The 19,369-nt window shown below is 61.7% G+C and carries 18 protein-coding genes and 4 tRNA genes; 11 read left to right on the top strand and 11 right to left on the bottom strand.

Going from position 1 to position 19,369, the window contains the following annotated elements; genetic code table 11:
* Positions 1–109: 109 nt before the first annotated feature.
* Positions 110–1,030 (bottom strand): recombination-associated protein RdgC, encoded by a 921-nt coding sequence (gene rdgC, locus CXQ81_RS24225; protein ID WP_009045083.1) that lies wholly within the window; start codon positions 1,028–1,030, stop codon positions 110–112.
* A gap of 160 nt (positions 1,031–1,190) precedes the next feature.
* On the opposite strand from rdgC, the gene CXQ81_RS24220 reads away from it, so the two are divergent.
* The 4 genes from CXQ81_RS24220 to CXQ81_RS24205 all read left to right on the top strand — a co-directional run bounded on the left by CXQ81_RS24220 (position 1,191) and on the right by CXQ81_RS24205 (position 1,719).
* A tRNA-Val gene (locus CXQ81_RS24220) sits at positions 1,191–1,266 on the top strand.
* A 19-nt stretch (positions 1,267–1,285) separates the two neighbouring features.
* Positions 1,286–1,362 (top strand) — tRNA-Asp (locus tag CXQ81_RS24215).
* Positions 1,363–1,547: 185 nt separating this feature from the next.
* Positions 1,548–1,623, top strand: a tRNA-Val gene (locus tag CXQ81_RS24210).
* Positions 1,624–1,642: 19 nt separating this feature from the next.
* Positions 1,643–1,719: transfer RNA gene (locus CXQ81_RS24205), tRNA-Asp, on the top strand.
* 129 nt (positions 1,720–1,848) lie between these two features.
* On the opposite strand, the gene CXQ81_RS24200 is transcribed toward CXQ81_RS24205, so the two are convergent.
* Both CXQ81_RS24200 and CXQ81_RS24195 read right to left on the bottom strand, forming a co-directional pair.
* Positions 1,849–2,985 (bottom strand): catalase family protein, encoded by a 1,137-nt coding sequence (locus tag CXQ81_RS24200; RefSeq protein WP_101338777.1) that lies wholly within the window; start codon positions 2,983–2,985, stop codon positions 1,849–1,851.
* 28 nt (positions 2,986–3,013) lie between these two features.
* Complete coding sequence (locus CXQ81_RS24195; RefSeq protein ID WP_101339475.1) at positions 3,014–4,822, bottom strand: di-heme-cytochrome C peroxidase; 1,809 nt, start codon at positions 4,820–4,822, stop codon at positions 3,014–3,016.
* Between the two features lie 259 nt (positions 4,823–5,081).
* On the opposite strand from CXQ81_RS24195, the gene CXQ81_RS24190 reads away from it, so the two are divergent.
* From CXQ81_RS24190 to CXQ81_RS24170, 5 genes are all read left to right on the top strand, one after another.
* On the top strand, positions 5,082–5,795 hold the full coding sequence (locus tag CXQ81_RS24190) for an FKBP-type peptidyl-prolyl cis-trans isomerase (protein WP_007927823.1): 714 nt from the start codon (positions 5,082–5,084) through the stop codon (positions 5,793–5,795).
* A 289-nt stretch (positions 5,796–6,084) separates the two neighbouring features.
* Positions 6,085–6,540 (top strand): YkvA family protein, encoded by a 456-nt coding sequence (locus CXQ81_RS24185; protein WP_053262237.1) that lies wholly within the window; start codon positions 6,085–6,087, stop codon positions 6,538–6,540.
* A gap of 106 nt (positions 6,541–6,646) precedes the next feature.
* Entirely contained in the window at positions 6,647–6,988 is a 342-nt protein-coding gene (locus CXQ81_RS24180) for a helix-turn-helix transcriptional regulator (RefSeq protein ID WP_081502448.1), read from the top strand.
* Positions 6,985–7,356 (top strand): hypothetical protein, encoded by a 372-nt coding sequence (locus CXQ81_RS24175; RefSeq protein ID WP_007927825.1) that lies wholly within the window; start codon positions 6,985–6,987, stop codon positions 7,354–7,356. Before CXQ81_RS24180 ends, CXQ81_RS24175 begins: the two co-directional genes overlap by 4 nt.
* Positions 7,357–7,788, top strand: coding sequence for a hypothetical protein (locus CXQ81_RS24170; RefSeq protein ID WP_007927830.1), 432 nt, complete (start codon positions 7,357–7,359; stop codon positions 7,786–7,788). It abuts the gene before it with no gap.
* Here CXQ81_RS24170 and CXQ81_RS24165 read toward each other — a convergent pair.
* Entirely contained in the window at positions 7,724–9,550 is a 1,827-nt protein-coding gene (locus CXQ81_RS24165) for a bifunctional diguanylate cyclase/phosphodiesterase (RefSeq protein ID WP_101338776.1), read from the bottom strand. The genes CXQ81_RS24170 and CXQ81_RS24165 overlap by 65 nt on opposite strands.
* A 133-nt stretch (positions 9,551–9,683) precedes the next feature.
* A complete protein-coding gene (locus CXQ81_RS24160) occupies positions 9,684–11,768 on the bottom strand; it encodes a carboxy terminal-processing peptidase (protein WP_007927834.1) in 2,085 nt (694 codons plus the stop codon).
* Between the two features lie 138 nt (positions 11,769–11,906).
* Here CXQ81_RS24160 and CXQ81_RS24155 point away from each other — a divergent pair, with 138 nt between their 5' ends.
* Positions 11,907–12,869 carry a zinc-binding dehydrogenase gene (locus CXQ81_RS24155; RefSeq protein ID WP_062825001.1) on the top strand — a complete coding sequence of 321 codons (963 nt, stop codon included), beginning with the start codon at positions 11,907–11,909 and terminating at the stop codon, positions 12,867–12,869.
* Between the two features lie 113 nt (positions 12,870–12,982).
* Here CXQ81_RS24155 and CXQ81_RS24150 read toward each other — a convergent pair whose 3' ends face one another.
* From CXQ81_RS24150 to CXQ81_RS24125, 6 genes are all read right to left on the bottom strand, one after another.
* Positions 12,983–13,636, bottom strand: a complete 654-nt coding sequence (locus CXQ81_RS24150) for an HAD family phosphatase (protein WP_009045076.1) — start codon at positions 13,634–13,636, stop codon at positions 12,983–12,985.
* A 37-nt stretch (positions 13,637–13,673) separates the two neighbouring features.
* Entirely contained in the window at positions 13,674–14,663 is a 990-nt protein-coding gene (locus tag CXQ81_RS24145) for an ABC transporter ATP-binding protein (RefSeq protein WP_101338775.1), read from the bottom strand.
* A complete protein-coding gene (locus tag CXQ81_RS24140; protein ID WP_101338774.1) occupies positions 14,660–15,460 on the bottom strand; it encodes an ABC transporter permease in 801 nt (266 codons plus the stop codon). The genes CXQ81_RS24145 and CXQ81_RS24140 overlap by 4 nt, the downstream gene beginning before the upstream one ends.
* Positions 15,447–16,310, bottom strand: coding sequence for an ABC transporter permease subunit (locus CXQ81_RS24135; protein WP_164523771.1), 864 nt, complete (start codon positions 16,308–16,310; stop codon positions 15,447–15,449). Before CXQ81_RS24135 ends, CXQ81_RS24140 begins: the two co-directional genes overlap by 14 nt.
* The gene (locus CXQ81_RS24130) at positions 16,289–17,095 is read right to left on the bottom strand and encodes an alkaline phosphatase family protein (RefSeq protein WP_101338773.1); all 807 of its coding nucleotides are present in this window, start codon (positions 17,093–17,095) and stop codon (positions 16,289–16,291) included. The genes CXQ81_RS24135 and CXQ81_RS24130 overlap by 22 nt, the downstream gene beginning before the upstream one ends.
* Positions 17,096–17,220: 125 nt before the next feature.
* Positions 17,221–18,288, bottom strand: coding sequence for an ABC transporter substrate-binding protein (locus tag CXQ81_RS24125; protein ID WP_101338772.1), 1,068 nt, complete (start codon positions 18,286–18,288; stop codon positions 17,221–17,223).
* Between the two features lie 352 nt (positions 18,289–18,640).
* Here CXQ81_RS24125 and phnR point away from each other — a divergent pair, with 352 nt between their 5' ends.
* Positions 18,641–19,354, top strand: coding sequence for a phosphonate utilization transcriptional regulator PhnR (gene phnR / locus CXQ81_RS24120; protein ID WP_009050226.1), 714 nt, complete (start codon positions 18,641–18,643; stop codon positions 19,352–19,354).
* The last annotated feature ends 15 nt before the right edge of the window (positions 19,355–19,369 follow it).

The following is a 19,369-nucleotide window of genomic DNA, read 5'->3' as shown; positions in this document are numbered from 1 at the left end:
TATGAAAACGCCACCGAAAGCGGTGGCGTCTGTGGTGCTCCCGCAGGAGCGAGCGAGTTGGCGATTAGGCCGGATGCGGCCCGCCGCCGGCAAGCAGGCTGCTACAAGATCAGATGCCTTGTGGAATCTCTTCGCCACCCAGGGCTTCGAACAGCGCCGGGAGGAAATCGCCGAAGGTCAGCATCATCAGGGTGAAGCTGGCATCCAGCTGGCCGAGGGCTTCGTCGCCGCCGTCCTGCTCCGCCTGATCCTGCAGCAGGTCCTCGAACTTCAGGCGCTTGACCGTCATCTTGTCGTCGAGCATGAAGGACAGTTTGTCCTGCCAGGCCAGGGACAATTGGGTGACCACCTTGCCGGTGCTCAGGTGCAGCTGGATTTCTTCGCTGGTCAGGTCCTGGCGCTTGCAACGGACGATACCGCCGTCTTCATGGGTGTCGCGCAGCTCGCACTCGTCGAGCACGAAGAAGTCGTCGGCGGCTTGTTGGGTTTTCACCCAGTCGGTCATGATCGCGGTCGGCGCGGTCTTCACGGTCAGCGGACGCACCGGCAGGGTGCCGAGCACTTCGCGCAGGGTGGAAAGCAGGTCTTCGGCGCGTTTCGGGCTGGCCGAGTTGACCAGGATCAGGCCCTGTTTCGGCGCGATGGCGGCGAAAGTCGAGGAGCGGCGGATAAAGGCGCGGGGCAGGAAGGCCTGGATGATTTCATCCTTGATCTGATCGCGTTCCTTTTTATAGACCTTGCGCATTTGCTCGGCTTCGATCTCTTCGACCTTTTCCTTGACCGCGTCGCGCACCACGCTGCCAGGCAGAATACGTTCTTCCTTGCGCGCGGCGACCAGCAGGAAGTCCTGGCTGACGTGCACCAGCGGCGCATCTTCGCCTTTGCCGAATGGCGCGACGAAACCGTAAGTGGTCAACTCCTGGCTTGCACATGGACGCGCCAGTTTGGTGGCCAGTGCGGTTTCCAGCGCCTCAGCATCAAAGGGCAGATCTTGGGTCAGGCGATAGATAAGCAGGTTCTTGAACCACATGGGGTGAATCTCTCCTTTATACAAAGGGGGGCATTATTCTCCGCGCAGCTCCATAGGCCAACCCTCCGCTAAGCCTTTGGAAGGCCTGAAAAAATTATTTTAAAAAGTGCTTGCCAGAGTAGGGGGCGCTCCGTAGAATGCGCGCCACACCGAACGTGAAGGGTGATTAGCTCAGCCGGGAGAGCATCTGCCTTACAAGCAGAGGGTCGGCGGTTCGATCCCGTCATCACCCACCATTCGCTTTCAGTGTTACGCGCAGCGGTAGTTCAGTCGGTTAGAATACCGGCCTGTCACGCCGGGGGTCGCGGGTTCGAGTCCCGTCCGCTGCGCCATATTCGATGATCTGGAACACTGAACGCCAGGTCATCACAGAAAGCCCGCTAACGCGGGCTTTTTTGTGCCTGTGTTCCGCGCGAGGCGCCCGATACATCGTAATTCAGCTTTTTTAATAATTTTGTTATTTAAATCAGCACGTTATGAATTTCTGTGTAATAATGCGCCCCGCAACGAAGGTAAAGGGTGATTAGCTCAGCTGGGAGAGCATCTGCCTTACAAGCAGAGGGTCGGCGGTTCGATCCCGTCATCACCCACCACTTGCTTTCAACGCTACGCGCAGCGGTAGTTCAGTCGGTTAGAATACCGGCCTGTCACGCCGGGGGTCGCGGGTTCGAGTCCCGTCCGCTGCGCCATATTCGATGAGCTGGAACACTGAACGCCAGCTCATCACAGAAAGCCCGCTCACGCGGGCTTTTTGCTGTCTGGAGTATGTAAATGTTCCCCAAAAAAGCGGCCCGCGGGCCGCTTTTTTCGTTTCTGGATCACTGCTCGGCATTGCGGCTGTGCCGGTAGTCACTGACCGCTTCGTACACCGCCTTGCGCAGGCGGTTGATGCCGCCGATGGGGCGGTGCGCTTCCAGCCCGAACCAGGGGTTGAAGGACAGGTTGTCGCATTGCAGGTTCTGCCGCGGGGTATCGAAGTCCTGGGCAGGAATTTTGATCCGCGCCACGGTTTCGAAGGGCGCATCGCTTTCTCGCCATTCGATGCTGGTGTCTTCGATGGGCATGTAGTGGCTTGGGTCCTGGTGCTGCACCTGCAATACGAAGCAGGCCGGCACGCGGTCGGTCGACAGCTGCTGGTTCAGGGCGTTGCGTAGAAAGTTGGGCAGGGCCTGGTTTTGTGGGGGCAGGTTGTATACCGGGCAGCTGTCGGGATCCGGCGCGACACGGAACTTGGCGTTGGCGCTGCCGAACTTGTAGGGCGAAACCGAAAAATAGCGGGTTTGCGTCGGGCTGGCCGGGGGCGGTGACAGGGTGGCCAAGGCAATGAACAGGTGGCGGACCTGCCAGGTGCGTGGGTTCCAGCCGGGGAAAAAGGCCCCGACCTTTTTTCCATCCGCCTGCGCGGCGACATTCTGCCGGTACTCGGCGACATCGCTGACGAAGAAGTTCGGATGGTTGAACATCACGAAATCCTGCTCGCCACGGCCCTGCTGTTCCTTCAATAGCTGGGTGCCGGGCACATTCAACAACTTGATCGCCATCCCGCGCGCGTCACGAATGCTGTCGAACTGTGAATAAGCATTGCCGTTGGACAGCCGCACCATGGCTTGCCAGGTCTTGCCGGGTTCGGCGAATACGCCCTGGCGCAACGGCGGCGCCAGTTGCTCGAGCACCTGGACCTCGGCCTTTACGCAGCCGTGGGCCTTGGCATGGGCGTCGCGCAGGTAACGGGTGTTATCCCGGTGCTGATCGACGATGCGCACGGCGGTCTGGATGATGTCCTGGGTCATGGCGGCTTCGCCGGGCGGAACCTGTTCTTCGGTCGAGACCGGCCCCTGGTAGCGCCAGATCGACCAGGCGCTGTTCAGCGCCCAGCCGAGCAGGGCGATCAGCACCAGCAGCAGAAGTGTCTTGAGCAGCAGCGCACCGATGCGCAGCCATAAGGTGATCAGCATGAAACCGTCCTTTCGATGAGGGCCAGGGTCATGGCAGTTGCACCTCCAGCGGCCCGCCCAGCACTTTCAGGTACTCCAGCAGGGCCCAGCGTTCCTCGGGTTGCAGCAGGCGGCCGATCACCCCGTCGCCACGCTTGCCCGAACGGAATTCATGGCCGCTGTTGTGATTGCCGCTGATCCTGGTATCGAACAGAAAGCCGTTCTTGAACGGCTCGGTACGATAGCCCAGATGCTTCGGATCGTATTCGAAGGTGCCTTTATAGAAGGTGCTGGCGCGTTCGTCCTGAGGCGAAAGCAACTGGTACAGGCTGGGCACCGAGCCGTTATGCAGGAAGGGCGGGGTAGCCCATACCCCGGCCAGCGGCCGGGCCTTGTAGGCGCGCAGTTCGCGGACGCCGATCGGCAAGCCATAGCCGTCGAGTCGCGGGTGTTCCTCCGGAGTCACCTGGGCGTCCCGGTAGGCGCGCTCCTCAACGAAGGCAGTGACATAGGCCAGGCCCTTGGCCGCTGACAGCTGGCGCATGTCCAGCGGCTCAGTGGGTGTGGGGTGCAACTGGACATTCGATTGCGCCAGTTCGGCGGCGTCCCATTGCAGCGCGCTCAGGTCGTAACGCTGATCGGCAATATTGTTGGCCGTATTCGGGTCGGTACCGATCACTGCAACCGGCAGCATCTTCAGTTGTTGTACCGGGCGCCCGTTGACCTCGGTGACCGGCGGGACATGGCAACCTGCACAGTTTTCCGCGAACAGCGCTCGCCCCTTGGCCGCCAGGGGCTTGTCGATGTCGCCGAACAGTTCTTCTGGCCAGGTCGGCGGTTTCAGTCGTTGCAGGGTTTCTTCGATGCGATTGAGGTCGCGCACCCGAACGCTCGACGGGTAGCGGGCGTCGCCCTTGAGCGGCTGGCCCTGGGCATCGAAGAAGTTCAGGGTGGCGCCTACACCCAGCGCCTCGCCGATATTGCGGGCCATGGGTTGCTGGGCCGAGCCGTTCCACTGCACCCAGTCGAAGGTCCAGATGTCCCATAGCTGCGGATAGTCCACCGGTGCGTTGGCTACCCGATAGTTGTCGGGGGAAATGGCGTCGCCGAAGCTGGCATTGGCGATCCGGCCAAAGGCATCGGTACGTCCGGGGCCTTCCTCAGTGGGATAGAGGCCGCGGTGAGTGTCGTTCCAGGCGACGTGCAGGAGGGTGTCCAGCGACGCCTTGAAGTCCTTGCGCAGTTGTTCATGCTCGGCGTCGTAGTCCTGGCCCAGCACGTTGCGGGCGAAGCGCTCGAATTTCCACGGGTTGTAATAGGTCGACGCCAGGCTGGCGACCAGCGCCTGGCCGAAGCTGCCGCCGCGCAGGGTGGGCACGCTGGAGGGCAATACATGTTGCGCCGAACCGCCGTCGACCCGCAGGGCCTGCTGGTTGTAGCGCAGCTCGCCGGTGTGGCAGGCGGCACAGGTGATGTCCAGGTACTGCTGCGGGCTGCCAGGGTTCTGGTGGCGAGTGAAACCGACCGGCAGGTTCGCCGGGTTATCGGCGCTGGCCTGCTGCGCTGGATCCACCAGGAAGCCGAAGCGGGCCAGGTACTGCGGCGCGGCGAAGCGTTGCGTGGAGAAGGGCAGTTCCAGGGCGGCGAACCACTCATAACGCAGGCCCTTCACCTGAGTGCCCTGGGGGGTGAAGTAATAGGTCTGGCGGTCGGCGGCGCTCCATTGATCCTGATAGTGCACCTGCCGGGCGGGCATATAGTCGGGCAATTTCGGATTGGCCACGTAATACAGGACCACGGCCAGGGCGACGCCGATCAGGGCGAGGATCAAGAGCAAAACACGGGATAAGAGGCGCAAGATAAACATCCTTGTCGAGTTGTGGCTCTCTTATGCCTCAAGGGCAAACTGCCGGGCAAGTGGCCATTACGTCCGCTGTCATTACTTTGCGGTCGAGGTGTTCTTTCCCGCGCTCGTTGTAATGGCTGGCGAAATGCTTTTAAACACGTGAACTTATCGGGCTAATCCGGCTCTCATGCCGGTAGCCATTGGTCGTGGCCGCCTGATAAGCTCGCGGCTTTACTCGATTGCCCTTTAGGCGCATGAACAAGGAAATAGCATGAAACAGCATCGGTTAGCGGCGGCGGTAGCCCTGGTTAGCCTGGTACTTGCGGGTTGTGACTCGCAGACCAGCGTGGAGCTGAAAACCCCGGCGCAGAAAGCTTCCTATGGTATCGGCCTGAACATGGGCAAAAGCCTTGCCCAGGAAGGTATGGATGACCTGGATTCCAAAGCGGTAGCCCAGGGCATCGAAGATGCCATCGGCAAGAAAGAACAGAAGCTGAAAGACGACGAACTGGTCGAAGCCTTCGCCGCGCTGCAAAAGCGTGCTGAAGAGCGCATGGCCAAGATCAGCGAAGAGTCGGCAGCAGCCGGCAAGAAATTCCTCGAAGAAAACGGCAAGAAGGCTGGCGTGACCACTACCGCCTCCGGCCTGCAGTACGAAGTGCTGAAAAAAGCCGATGGCGCCCAGCCTAAGCCGACCGACGTGGTGACCGTTCACTACACCGGCACCCTGACCAACGGCACTGTGTTCGACAGCTCGGTCGAGCGCGGCAGCCCGATCGATCTGCCGGTCAGCGGCGTGATTCCGGGTTGGGTCGAAGGCCTGCAACTGATGCACGTCGGCGAAAAGTACAAACTGTACATCCCGAGCGATCTGGCCTACGGCGCACAGAGCCCGAGCCCGGCCATTCCGGCCAACTCGGTTCTGGTGTTCGAGCTGGAACTGCTGGGTATCAAGGATCCAGCGAAACAAGACGACGCCAAGTAATCTTCGTCTGGTTCAATGACAACGCCCCGTCCTTACGGGGCGTTGTCGTATCTGGTCGTTGGTCCGGGAAAAAATGCGAACCCACGGCATAAGGCATAGTCTTAACAGCACGTGTTGCGGCTAGCCGCATGAGGCTGCCAAGTCAATGAAATTATGGGTTTTTTTATGTGAGTAAAAAACGCCCGATCTGAGCCGAGCCCTTGTAAAACGGGGCTTTCAGCTGTGAAAAGCGGCTCTGTTCACAAGGTTATCCACAATTTGTGTGGATAACATTTCAGTGGGAGTGACGATGAAAGCACCCTGGAATTTTGCCCGCTTCCTGCCCCTGGCCGGCCGCTTGCTCAGCCGTGGCCGACTGCCGACCCTGTTGTTCGCCGTGGCCAGCAAAGGCGCCTTGCAAGGCGGCCGTCTTGGCAAGCTCAAGGACGATCTGCGCCTGCTGCAGGCCCTGTGCCTGGCTTACTGGCGTGGCGAGTACCGCGCCATCAGCCCCAAGGCGCTGCTGTCGGTGGTCGCGGGCCTGATGTACTTCCTCAGTCCGCTGGATGCCATCCCGGACTTCCTGCCGATGTTCGGCATGCTCGACGATATCGCCGTTCTGGCCTGGATCATGAAAACCCTGGACGGCGAACTCAACGCCTTTCGCGCCTGGCGCAATCGCCAGCAACCGGAGAAGCTGGCGGTAGTGGAGCGTTTGCCCGACACCCCGGAACAACTGCAATTGGAAGGTCCGAAGAAAAACTGAGTGAATTCGGATCCATACAACGATGCCCCCGCGACCTTAGTGACTGTTAGGATTACACTTCATAAGGAAAAGTCCGACTCGTTATGTGTCGTCCTACGGGGTAGTAATGGATATTCAGATAATTGCACGCGATGGCGAGCCCGAATATGCGGTTCTGCCATGGGCTCAGTATCAGGCTTTGCTAAAAGCCGCAGGTATCACCGAACAATCTCCGCGAGAAGCCAGGGGGGGTATCGCGACCACAGCCGACCAGCCGCTTCCAGGTCTGGATCAACTTCGCAGTTTGCGTGAAGCCAAGGGCATCGCCATTGAGGCGCTTGCCCGTACGGTAGGTATCAGTCCGTCATATCTGGCCATGATTGAAAGCGGTGAGCGTCAACCCGACGCCGCTATACGCCGTAGCCTGGCCTGGGAATTGACGGTTCCGGGTTGGAGGGATGAATCGTGAGCGTAAGGATCAGTCGTCAACATTGGGATGGCCTGTTGGGGGAACTCGACCAGGCCCGTCGGCAACGCCATCTTTTGACCTATCGCGCTCTGCTTGAGCGCTTGCAGCTACCCAGCCCCGCCATGCAGACCCTGACGGCGGCCCTTGAGCATCTGGCCGCGCTGGATGCGCGTGCGGAGCAGCCGTTGCGCAGTTCGCTGGTGATCAGCCAGGGGGCGAGTCGATTGCCGCGCACCGGTTTTTTCGAGTGTGCGGAGCGCCTCGGGCGTTTTTCCGGGCCTTCCGATGGGGTCGCGGCCGCGTCGTGGCACGCCTCGGAAGTGGTTCGTGTGTTCGAGTACGAATACCCCGAGTCGGTGGAGGCCTGAGTGTTCTGGCGCCTCAAGGCGCGAGCCGGCTACTGGCTGGCTCGCCGGTTGTTTCATTGGCCCTGGTTTGTGCGTCAACCTCGGGGCTGGCACTGGTTGGAGGGGCAATTGGCGCGCATGGCGAACCTGGGGGACGTCGACGCACAGAGCTTTTATGGCCATATCCTGACCTTTCGTGGCCAGGGGCTGGGGGCTCGCGAAGAAGGCATACGCCTGTTACGTCTTGCCGGCTTGGCCGGGGACGCCAAGGCGGCCTATCAGATGGGCGTCATCAGCCTGGCCGGTTCGCCCAGCAAGGCCGCGGATGCGGCGCAAGCTGCCCGTTGGTGGGCCCTGGCGGCGAAAGCCGGGCATCCCCTGGCCGAGGTCAAGCTGGCGCAGCTGAATCAGTCGAGTACGCCGGACCCGCAAGCCGGTCCGCGTCAGCCGTAAAGCCGTCTGCCATCTGGCGGCTGTCGATCACATGGATGCTGTAGCCCGGCACGTTCTTGGCGTGGTGCTTGGCTTGCGAGGCCAGCTCGGCCAACTGGCTGGCATCGAGTTGTCCACAGGCCTGTGGATACAGGTGCACCACGCCAATAGACAGTGACAGCAAGGCGAACTCCTGGCGAATGCCCTGGCGGTTGGGGGCGATGAAGCAGCCGGCTTCCAGGTGTTCGCTGCGATAAAAACGCCGGCACTGGCTATGGAAGTCGTCCAGCAGCTGGTTCAGGCGTTTTTGCCAGTCCTCGGGGCCCAATACCAGGAGAAAGTCGTCGCCGCCGATATGGCCGACGAAATCGCGGCTGGGGTCCACCCGGTCATTCAGGCACTGCGCCAGGCACAACAGCACTTCATCGCCACGGCCGTAGCCATAGATATCGTTGAAGGGTTTGAAGCTGTCGATGTCCACGTAACAGATCAGCGATTCTCGTCCTTGTTGCAGCAGGTGGGTCAGGCACTGCTGGATCGGCACGTTGCCAGGCAGCAGCGTCAATGGGTTGGCATAACGCGCCTGCTGGATCTTCAGCTCGGTAATCAGCTTGAGCACATCGATCACCCGCCCCAGGCCCAGGTAGCTACCGTTGAGGGTGATGATGAAATCCTCTTCGATCCGTTGCCGGGCACGACTGGTGATCAGGCGGCTGACTTGTTGCAGCGACTGGCTGATCTCTACCGCGAGGAAGTCATCGTTCATCAGGCGGCTGATGGGCTTGCGGGCAAACAGGTCGGTGGCGAAGGGCTTGAGCAGGGCATCGGACAATGAATGGCGGTGCACGATGCCGCAGGGCTGGCCCTGTTCGTCGAGCACCGCCAGCGAGTTGAGGTTGGCCTGGCGGCGGAAGGCTTCCAGCACCGTGGCCGTCGGTATGTCGCGTGCTACCGCTGGTTGTTCGTTGAGCAGGGCACTGAGGTCGCTGCCTTCGTCGTTGAGCGTCGCGGGAGTGCTTTCGCGCTTGGGCAGCAGGTTGCGGCCATCGCGGGGCGGATGTTCCTGGGGGCGGCAGAGCAGGTAACCCTGTAGCAGGTCCACGCCCATTTCCGTGAGCACCTCCAGCTCTTCCGCCACTTCGATGCCCTCGGCGATCACCTGGGCGCGGGAGGCCTTGGCAATTTGCAGGATCGAACCGACGAACTCGCGCTTGAGGGCATCCTGATGAATGCCGTCGATAAAGTGCCGGTCGATCTTCACGTAGTCCGGGCGCAGCTCGGACCACAGGCGCAGGCTCGAGTAACCGGCGCCGAGGTCGTCCAGGGCGATCGAGAAACCCATGTCCCGATAATGATGCAGCGCATTGTGCAGCAGCTGGAAGTCATCGATTGGCGTCTGCTCGGTGAGTTCGATCACCACCTGGCTCGGCGGAATACCGAAGTCTTGCAGCAATTGCAGGGTGCGCCCGGGCTGGTGGGCAGCCTCCAGCAGCGATTCCGGAGAGACGTTGAGGAACAGCTTGCCGGGCAACTGCTGCTCGCTGAACCCCTTGCAGGCGCTCTGGCGGCAAGCGATTTCCAGCTCGTTGAGGCGTCCGGCCTGGCGGGCCACGGCAAACAGGGCGACAGGGGAGTGCAGCGGGCTGTTGGACGGACCACGGGTCAAGGCTTCATAGCCGAGAATGCGTCGTTCGGAGAGGCAGATGATCGGCTGGAACAGACTGTGCAAACCGCTTTGAGCCAGGATTGAGCTCAAGGCACTCAGCTGTTCGGTCGTGGTCATGGCGATCTCTGTCGATAAAAAAAGGACCGGGCGCGCCCTTGATTCAAGAGCAGCGCCCGGTCCTTCATTTCACGACAGAATGATGACTGTTTGATGACGCTCCGAGGAGCGTCAGCATTAAATTGCCATCATCTCAGTGCTTGGCGACCGCGGTGTTGAGCTTCAGGTAATCGAGGAGGATTCGCCCGGTTTCGCTGAGGTAAGCGTCGTCTTCCGGCTTGGTCTTGTCCGGATCGGCGGCCGCAATGGCGTCCTCGTCTTCTTTCTTCAGCTCCTTGAGCGGCTCTTCACCCTTGGCCTTGCGGCGGATGTTTTCCAGCGCCAGCTGCTTGGCCTCGATGTCGGCATGCTGCGCCCGACGTTCGGCTTCGTTGAGGCTGACGGTTTTTTCCGCCATCAGCTTCTTGGCCAGGGCCAGCTTGTCGCGGATGAAGACGAACTCGGCGTCCTTGGCCGAGCGCACGTCATGCTCGGATTTCAGCTGCGCGAGGAACGGCTTGAACGGATCCACCGCCGGCTTGATGGCCGGGCGAATGGTGTCCCATGGCATGGCTTCGGGCAGGGCGCTTTCGCCGATTTCCTTGGTGTCGATGATCGACGGGTAATCGATGTCCGGCAGCACGCCCTGATGCTGGGTACTCTGCCCGGAAACTCGGTAGAACTTGGCCAGGGTCAGTTTCAGCTCGCCGTGGTTGAGCGGCTGGATGGTCTGCACGGTACCTTTGCCGAAGGTCTGGCCACCGATGATCAGGGCACGGTGATAGTCCTGCATCGCACCGGCGAAAATCTCCGAGGCCGAGGCAGAGAGACGGTTGACCAGCAGCGCCATCGGCCCTTTGTAGAAGGCGCCAGGGTTTTCATCTTCGAGCACATCGACCCGGCCGTCGGCGTTACGCACCAGCACGGTAGGGCCCTTGTCGATGAACAGGCTGGTCAGCTCGGTGGCTTCCTGCAGGGAACCGCCGCCGTTGTTGCGCAGGTCGATGACCACGCCGTCGACCTTGTCTTTCTGCAACTCGGTCAGCAGTTTCTTCACGTCACGGGTGGTGCTCTTGTAGTCCGGATCACCGGCACGGAAGGCCTTGAAGTCCAGGTAGAAGGCCGGGATCTCGATCACCCCGAGCTTGTAGTCCTTGCCGTCCTGCTTGAGGTTGAGGATCGACTTCTTCGCCGCCTGCTCTTCCAGCTTCACCGCTTCGCGGGTGATGGAGACGATCTTGCTGGTCTGGTCGTTCGGCGCGTTGCTCGCCGGGATGATTTCCAGGCGCACCACCGAGCCTTTCGGACCACGGATCAGCTTGACCACTTCGTCCAGGCGCCAGCCGACCACGTCGACCATTTCCTTGTCGCCCTGGGCCACGCCGATGATCTTGTCCGCCGGGGCCACCTGCTTGGTCTTGTCGGCCGGGCCGGCCGGCACCAGGCGCACGACCTTGACCTGGTCGTTGTCGCTCTGCAACACGGCGCCGATGCCTTCCAGCGACAGGCTCATGTTGATGTCGAAGTTCTCCGCGTTATCCGGCGACAGATAGTTGGTGTGCGGGTCGTAGGACATGGCGAAGGTGTTGATGTACGCCTGGAAGATATCTTCGGCGCGGGTCTGGTCCAGGCGGGCGAGCTGATTCTTGTAGCGCTTGGTCAGCGTTTCCTGAATCTGCTTGGGTTCCTTGCCGGCGATCTTCATGCGCAGGACTTCGTCCTTGACGCGCTTGCGCCACAGGTCGTCGAGTTCCGCGGTGGTCTTGAGCCACGGCGCGTCCTTGCGATCGATCAGCAAGGACTCCTTGGTGGTGAAGTCGAATTTGTCGACGCCTTTGCCCAGCTCGGCCAGGGCAAAGTCCAGGCGCGCCTTGACGCGGTCCAGGTAGCGTTTGTAAATGATGAAGCCGGCGTTCAGGTCACCGCTTTTCAGGAAGTCGTCGAACTGGGTTTTCCACTTGTCGAATTCCGCGATGTCGCTGGCCATGAAGTAGCTGCGCGACGGGTCCAGCAGCTTCAGGTAGCTGTCATAGATGATCGCCGAGCGCGCGTCGTCCAGCGGTGGCTTGCTGTAGTGATGACGCTTGAGCAGCTCGACGACATTGAGGCTGGCAATTACCTCGTCGCGATCCGGCTGAAGTTTGTCCCAGCTATTGGCTGCGAACGTATTGGTCGACATCGGCAGCAGACCGAGACCAATGAAAAGAGCGAGGGCGGTGCTGGGGAACAAATGCTTCATGCTGATTCGACGCGGGGGCAATTGATAACGCATATTAGGCCGTCTTTGAAGTCGCCGGTTCCACAAGGACCGGTCGCATAATGCAAAAAGCCCGGTGCTACAGCTCCGGGCTCAGTCCAGACTCACTATGGAGGCACTGTGAAAGCATTGCAAGGCGTTGAAGGTCATGTGGAGTGGGTTGAAGAGCCCAGTCCGACGTGCGACGTAGGACAAGTGCGAATCCGCGTGGCGGCCGCGGGACTGAACCGGGCCGACCTGTTGCAACGGGCCGGGCTCTATCCGCCGCCACCGGGCGCCAGCAAGGTGTTGGGCCTTGAGTGCTCGGGGGTGATCAGCGAGGTCGGCCCGGGCTCTGCGTGGCAGGTCGGCGATCGGGTCTGCGCACTGCTGGCCGGGGGCGGGATGGCCGAGGAAGTGGTGGTCGATGCTCGTCATGTCCTGCCGGTGCCGGAAGGGCTGTCCCTGGCGCAAGCGGCGGCGCTGCCCGAGGTGTACAGCACCGCCTGGCTGAACCTGTTCCAGCTGGCGGCCCTCAAGCCGGGGGAAAAGGTCCTGCTGCACGCCGGCGCCAGTGGTGTCGGTTCGGCCGCGATCCAGTTGTGCAAGGCATTCGGCAACCCGTGCTGGGTCAGCGTCGGTTCCGCCGACCGCCTGGCCTACTGTGAAGCGCTGGGGGCCCAGGGCGGCGTGGTGCGCACCGACGGCCTGGAAGGCCTGCGGGATTTCGGGCCGTTCGATGTGATCCTGGATCCGGTCGGCGCCAACTATGCCGCGCACAACGTCAAGCTGCTGGCCCTGGACGGGCGCTGGGTGCTGATCGGCTTGATGGGCGGGCGCGAGGCCCAGTTGGACCTGGCGCAGATCCTCGGCAAGCGCATCCAGTTGCTGGGTTCGACCTTGCGCAGCCGCGACGAGCAGTTCAAGGCCGATCTGTTCAGCGACCTCAGCCAGCATGTCTGGCCACTGTTCGCCGAAGGGCGCCTGAGCCCGCAGCTGGCCATGACCTTCCCGATCAAGGACGCCGAAGCGGCCTTTGCCGAGCTGGCGACCAACCAGGTGTCGGGCAAGCTGGTGCTGCTGATCGACGAGACCTTGGCCTGATCCTGTAGCCGCCGCCGAAGGCTGCGATAAGCCCGAAGGGCTTTTTAGCGATCTTCAGATCTTGCGCCCACGTTGTGGGCGATCGCAGCCTGCGGCAGCGGCTACAGAGGCACCTACTTCCACTGATGAATCGGCCAGCCGGCCTTTTCCGCGTGTTCGCGCAGTACCGGGTCCGGGTTGACCACATGCGGGTAGTCGACCTTCAGCAGCAATGGCAGGTCGTTGCGCGAGTCGGAATAGAAGCTCGCGCCTTCGAGGTTTTCTTCTTCGGCATCCAGCCATTCCAGCAGGCGGGTGACCTTGCCTTCGCGGTAGGTCAGGGTGCCCAGGGTATTGCCGCTGTAGACCCCGTGCAGCACCTCCAGCTCGATCCCCAGGACTTCATCGATGCCCAGGCGTTCGGCGATGGGCTGGACCAGGTGAGTGCCCGAGGCCGAGATCACCAGGATCCGGTCGCCGGCCTTGCGGTGTGCGGCGATGGCCTTGCAGGCATCGCTGAAAATGATCGGTTCGATCACGTCCTCGACCCAGGGGCCGACCAGGTGCCCGACCTCTTCCGGGGTGCGTCCGGCCATCGGCTCCAGGCTGAAGGCCATGAACTCTTCCATGGCCAGCTTGCCGTGGCTGTAGGCGTCCATCAGCTCGTTGTTGCGGCGCATGAAAGACTCGCTGTCGACCCAGCCCAGGCGCCCCATCTGTTCGCTCCAGAGGGTGGCGCAGTCGCCGTGGATCAGGGTCTCGTCCAGATCAAAAATTGCCAGGGCCATTAGTACCGCTCTCTCTTAATCGTTTGCGTCAAAGTCATCAGGCTACCTCACAGAGGGCCGTGGGATCGATGGAAAGTGCCAGGCGTTGGCCGTCGGGGTGCAGATCGTCCGGCGAGCGGTTCAGCACATCCACCACCAGTTCCACGCCACGGGCTTCGACCCGGTAGCGGATCACGTTGCCCAGCAGGCTGTGGCTGCGGATCAGCGCGTCGGGTTCGCCGTCCTTGCGCAGTTCGATGGCCTCTGGGCGAATCGCGATACGCCCGTTGATCGGCCGCTGCAGCAGCTTGCTGGCACTTTCTGCATCCAGCAGGTTGTAGTTGCCGATGAAGCCGGCGGCGAACACATCCACAGGTGCGGTGTAGAGCGTCTCGGCGTCGCCGCTCTGGACGATCTTGCCCTGGTTCATCAGGAAAATGCGGTCGGACATGGTCAGGGCTTCTTCCTGGTCGTGAGTGACGAAAATCGTGGTCAGCCCCAGTTCGCGCTGGATCTGCCGGATCTGTTCGCGCAGGTGCTTGCGGATCCGCGCGTCCAGCGCCGACAGCGGCTCGTCCAGCAGCAACAGGCGCGGACGGGTCACCAGCGAGCGGGCCAGGGCCACGCGCTGGCACTGGCCCCCGGACAGTTGATGGGGATAACGGCTGGCGAAGTCGTGCAGTTCCACCAGGCGCAGGACTTCGAGCACGCGCTTGTGGCTCTCGTCGGCGTTGACCTTCTGCATGCGCAGGCCGAACGCCACGTTCTGCTCCACGGTCATGTTGGGGAACAGCGCATAGCTCTGAAACACCATGCCGATCCCGCGTTTTTGCGGGCTCAGGGGCACTATGTCGTGGCCGTCGAGGAGGATCTTGCCGGCGTCCACCGGGGTCAGGCCGGCGATGCAGCGCAGCAGGGTGGACTTGCCGCAGCCGGACGGGCCGAGCAGGGTGACGAATTCGCCCTTGTGGATTTCGCAGTTGATGTCGCTGAACACCGGGGTGCCACTGTAATTTTTCTGCAGGTGTTGGACGTTGACGAAGCTCATTGGCTTTTGTCCTTGTTCAAGATGTTGGCGGCCCAGGTCAGAACCAGCACAAAGAAGAAGTAGGAAATCACCAGCGCGCTGGTGAAGTGGCCGCTGCTGTTGCGCATGTTGTTCAGGTAGACCTGCAGGGTTTCGTAGCGGGTGCCCACCAGGATGTTGGCGAACACGAACTCGCCGAACAGGAACGAGAACGACAGCAGCAGGGCCACCATCAGGCCCTTGCGCAGGTTCGGCAGCACCACCAGGAAAGTCGCCTGCCAGGTACTGGCGCCCAGCAGCTGGGCGGCGTCCATCAGGTCGCGCAGGTTGATCGCTTGCAGGTTATTGGTGATCGCCCGGTACATGAACGGCAGGGCCACGGTGAAGTAGCAGCCGACGAGGATCCACGGTGTGCCGACCATGGCGAACGGTCCCGAACCGTAGAGTTGCAGCAGGCCCACCGAGGACACCACCGGCGGCACCGCGAACGGCAGCAGGATCAGGATGTTCATCAGCGCATCGAGCCTTGGGAAGTGGTAGTGCACCACGAACAGCAGGGGCAGGATCAGCACCACCGACAGGATCAGGGCGCCGACGCAGACCAGCAGCGACTGGCCGAAGGCGTGCAGGAAGCGCGGGTCGCTCCACAGCTGGATGTACCACTTGAAGGTAAAGCCGCTGGGCAGGATGGTCGCCGACCAGTTGCTGGCGATGGAGTAGATCAGGGTCCCGGCCAGCGGCAGCAGGAGGATGGCGAACAGCAGGTACACCACGACCCGGTGATAGAGGGCGGCGGAGCCGGGTTCAGCGCGAGACATGGTAGCTCCTCTTCAACAGCAGCTGATGGACGATGGTCACCAGGGTCATCAGCGCCACCAGGACCACGGCCAGGGCGCTGGCCATGTTCGGGTCGAGGGAGATGTCGCCGGAAACCATGGCGGCGATGCGGATCGGCAGCACGTTGAAGTTGCCGGTGGTCAGTGCATAGACCGTGGCATAGGCGCCCAGGGCGTTGGCCAGCAGGATGACGAAGGTCCCCAGCAGCGCCGGGGTCAGCACCGGCAGGCCGATGTGGCGCCAGAACTGCCAGCCACTGGCGCCAAGCAGTGCCGCGGACTCGCGCCAGTCTTCACGCAAGGCATCGAAGGCCGGGTAGAGCAGCAGCACGCCCAGGGGGATCTGGAAGTAGGTGTAGAGGATGATCAGGCCGGTCTTGGAGTACAGGTTGAAGTCCTGAATGATCCCCGCCTGCTTGAGCATGATGGTGATGCTGCCGTTGAAGCCCAGCAGGATGATGAAGGCGAACGCCAGGGGCACGCCGGCGAAGTTGCTGGTCATGTTGGCGAAGGCGTTGACGAAGTTGCGCAGCTTCGAGTCGACCCGGCGCAGCGAGTAGCTGCCGAGAATCGCGATGACGATGCCGAACACGCTCGACCAGAAGCTGATCTCCAGGCTGTACTGGATGGCTTGCAGGTAGAACCTGGAACTGAAGATCTTGTTGAAGTTGGCCAGGCCCCAGCCGAACTCTTCCGATTGCAGGCTGTTGATCAGCACCCAGAGCAGCGGGGCGATCTGGAACACGATGAAGAACAGGGCAAACGGCAGCAGGCACAGGATCGCCAACCATTTGCCGCGGGTGAATGCATTCACTTCAGCAACTCCCGGCATACAGGTTTGTCGTGGGGCACGCCGAGCAACTCGCAGATGGTGCCGCACAACTCGGTCTGATCCGGCGTGGCGACGGGGCTGAAGCTGAACGCATCGCCGAGAACGAACAACGGCACTTCCCGCTCCTCCGGCAGCAGGCCGTTGTGGGAACGGTCGTTGTTCATGCCGTGGTCGGCCGTCACCAGCACCTGGTAGCCGGCGTCGAGCCAGCCTTGCAGGTAATCGGCGAGGATGATGTCGGCCGAGCGTGCGCTGTTGCGGTACTGCGGGCTGTCGAGGCCGTGCTTGTGGCCGGCGTCGTCGATGTTCATCGGGTGCACCAGGAGAAAGTTCGGGGCATGGCGCAGCCGCAGGTGTTCGGCGTCGGCGAACAGGTGGGAATCGGGGTAGTGGTCGTTCCAGTAGAAATGCCCGTGCTGGATCGGCAGTTTCTTGTTGTCGGTATGCCGGTCCCGGGCCGGGTTGAACGGTGAGCGGTTGTACAGCTCGCTGATCCAGTGATAAGCCGCGGCGGCGGTGCCGAGCCCGGCGGCGCTGGCGTAGTGGAAAATGCTGCGCTGGTTGGACAGGCGCGAGACGTTGTTGTGCACGATGCCGCTGTCCAGCGGTGGCACCCCGGTCAGGATGCATTCGTAGAGCGGTCGGGACAGGGCCGGCAGTTCGCATTCCAGCTTGTACAGCGCGGCGCGCCCCGCGCCGACGTAGGCCTGAAGGTGTCCCATGGCATGGCGGGCGACCTCATGGTTGAGGCCGTCGAGCACGACAAGGATGACGTTGTGTGACATGGGGGGGACTCCGCAAGACAGAACAGCCCTGTAGGAGCGGAGCTTGCCCGCGATGGCTTCACTGCGGTTTAAGACAGACCGCAGTGCCTGTATCGCGGGCAATCCTCGCTCCTACGGATGCAGCATTACTGCATGTTGATGATCACTTCTTCCTGCCATTTCTGTGGCAGGCCCTTGGAGGTTTTCTCCCAGGCGTCGGCGTCCTTGATCGGCGTGACTTTCTTGTACTGCTCGTTGGGCAGCAGGTTGGCCTGGACTTCGGCGGGCAGGGTCAGGTGCTCGGCGCGGATCGGACGGGCATTGCCGCGCGCCAGGTTGATCTGGCCGGCATCGCTGAAGATGTATTCACGGGTCAGCTTGGCCGCGTTCGGGTGCTTGGCGTATTTGTTGATGATGGTGGTGTAGCCGGAGATCACCGAACCGTCCGACGGGATCAGCACGATGTAGTCGTCCTTGTTGACCATCTTGTTGCGGTAGCTCAGGCCGTTGAAGTCCCAGACCACGCCGACTTCCACTTCACCCTTTTCCATGGTGGCGATGGTCGGGTTGGCCAGGGACAGGCGCCCCTGCTTGGCGATCTCGGCGAACATCAGCAGCGCCGGCTGGATGTTCTTTTCATCGCCGCCCTTGGCGATGGCCGCGGCCAGCACGCCGTTGGCGGCCTGGGCAGCGGTGCTCACGTCGCCGATGGAGACCTTGTATTTGCCTTTCTCCAGGTCGGCCCAGCTTTTGGGGGCTTCGGAGCCGTGCAGCAGCTTCTTGTTGATGATGAAAGCAATGGTGCCGGTGTAGGCCAGCGCCCAGTTGCCGTCCTTGTCCTTGGCCCAGTCCGGGACCTGTGCCCAGGTGCTTGGCTTGTAAGGCTGGACCACGCCCTGCTTGACCGCGATCGGGCCGAAGGCCGCGCCGACGTCGCCGATGTCGGCGCTGGCGTTGTCTTTCTCGGCGGCGAACTTGGCGATCTCCTGGGCCGAGCTCATGTCGGTGTCGATGTGCTTGAGGCCGTAGTACTTGGCCAGGTCTTCCCAGGTCCCTTTCCAGTTGGCCCAGTCGTCGGGCATGCCGACGCTGTTGACGGCGCCTTCGGCTTTCGCCGCGGCTTCCAGGGTCTTCAAGTCGGTATCGGCGGCCATGGCGGCGGTGCACAGGGCAATGGTCGAGCCTAACAGTGATGCCAGGAAAAGCTGTTTCATCCGAAGCTCCTTTGGGCGTGTTCAACGCTGGGTTTGTCTAACGTTGTTGGTCTAGGTCAGCAATACCTGAGCCAATTTAAGCCGGCTGGATGACACTTTGATGTCGGCATCAGTCCTGCAAGGCGTTTGCGAGTGTCAGGCACGGGTCTGCGAGATAAGCGTAGCCCAGGGCTAAACAGCTGATATGAAAGGACTTGGCCAGCCAATTGCAGGTGTCTGGCACAGCGATTTGGCGGCGTTGTCATCTGTCAGTCATATGCAGTGCCTAGGCTCTCGGTGAAGGCTGAGTGCCTTTTTCCCAGGCACGTTTTGCCCTGAAACAGTGCTGGTCTAGTCCAGATAGGTAACGTTGATGCGCGAAGAGGCAGTCAAGGCGGTGACAGCCATTGGGCAGGTCCTGCAGGAACAGATCGATCACGGGTTGTTGGCACCCGGTAGCAAGCTGCCGGCCGAGCGCAAGCTCAGCGAGTTGTTCGGCACTACGCGGATTACCGTGCGCGAAGCCTTGTTGCAGTTGGAGGCCCAGGGCCAGATCTACCGCGAGGAGCGGCGCGGCTGGTTCGTCTCGCCGCCACGGCTGGCCTACAACCTGATGCAGCGCAGCCATTTTCACGCGATGGTCAGCGCCCAGGGGCGGGTGCCGTCGACCGAGATGATTTCGGCGCGCCTGCAACCGGCTTCAGCGGCGGTCTGTGCCTGGCTGCAACTGCCGGCGCTGTCCAGCGTGATCCAGATCCGTCGAGTACGGCGCATCGACGAGCGTCTGGTGCTGTATGTCGAGCACTACCTCAATCCGCAGTACTTTCCGGGCATTCTCGAGTTCGACCTGAACCAGTCGATCACCGAGCTGTATGCCCGGCACTACGACCTGCATTACGGGCGGGTGCGCTTCGAGATCGTGCCGACCTCCTTGCCGGTGGAGGCGGCCGCGGCGTTGAAGGTTTCGGCCGGCAGCCCCGGGTTGCGGATTGCCCGGGTCAATTACGACCAGCACCAGCGCCTGATCGACTGCGACCTGGAGTTCTGGCGCCACGACGCGATCCATGTCGGCGTCGATGTGGTCTGAGCCCGCTCCCGGTGC

Source organism: Pseudomonas sp. 09C 129, from assembly GCF_002843625.1.
Classification (GTDB): Bacteria; Pseudomonadota; Gammaproteobacteria; order Pseudomonadales; family Pseudomonadaceae; genus Aquipseudomonas; species Aquipseudomonas chlororaphis.
The sequence above is the reverse complement of the archived record's forward strand: the minus strand, read 5'-3'. Positions and strand labels throughout refer to the sequence as shown.

Coding starts and splice junctions, on each gene's coding strand:
- phnR (WP_009050226.1), top strand. CDS start 18,641: ATGCGCGAAGAGGCAGTCAAGGCGGTGACAGCCATTGGGCAGGTCCTG.
- CXQ81_RS24150 (WP_009045076.1), bottom strand. CDS start 13,636: ATGGCCCTGGCAATTTTTGATCTGGACGAGACCCTGATCCACGGCGAC.
- CXQ81_RS24135 (WP_164523771.1), bottom strand. CDS start 16,310: ATGCCGGGAGTTGCTGAAGTGAATGCATTCACCCGCGGCAAATGGTTG.
- CXQ81_RS24165 (WP_101338776.1), bottom strand. CDS start 9,550: ATGACCACGACCGAACAGCTGAGTGCCTTGAGCTCAATCCTGGCTCAA.
- CXQ81_RS24180 (WP_081502448.1), top strand. CDS start 6,647: ATGGATATTCAGATAATTGCACGCGATGGCGAGCCCGAATATGCGGTT.
- CXQ81_RS24145 (WP_101338775.1), bottom strand. CDS start 14,663: ATGAGCTTCGTCAACGTCCAACACCTGCAGAAAAATTACAGTGGCACC.
- CXQ81_RS24140 (WP_101338774.1), bottom strand. CDS start 15,460: ATGTCTCGCGCTGAACCCGGCTCCGCCGCCCTCTATCACCGGGTCGTG.
- CXQ81_RS24200 (WP_101338777.1), bottom strand. CDS start 2,985: ATGCTGATCACCTTATGGCTGCGCATCGGTGCGCTGCTGCTCAAGACA.
- CXQ81_RS24185 (WP_053262237.1), top strand. CDS start 6,085: ATGAAAGCACCCTGGAATTTTGCCCGCTTCCTGCCCCTGGCCGGCCGC.
- CXQ81_RS24160 (WP_007927834.1), bottom strand. CDS start 11,768: ATGAAGCATTTGTTCCCCAGCACCGCCCTCGCTCTTTTCATTGGTCTC.
- CXQ81_RS24130 (WP_101338773.1), bottom strand. CDS start 17,095: ATGTCACACAACGTCATCCTTGTCGTGCTCGACGGCCTCAACCATGAG.
- CXQ81_RS24125 (WP_101338772.1), bottom strand. CDS start 18,288: ATGAAACAGCTTTTCCTGGCATCACTGTTAGGCTCGACCATTGCCCTG.
- rdgC (WP_009045083.1), bottom strand. CDS start 1,030: ATGTGGTTCAAGAACCTGCTTATCTATCGCCTGACCCAAGATCTGCCC.
- CXQ81_RS24190 (WP_007927823.1), top strand. CDS start 5,082: ATGAAACAGCATCGGTTAGCGGCGGCGGTAGCCCTGGTTAGCCTGGTA.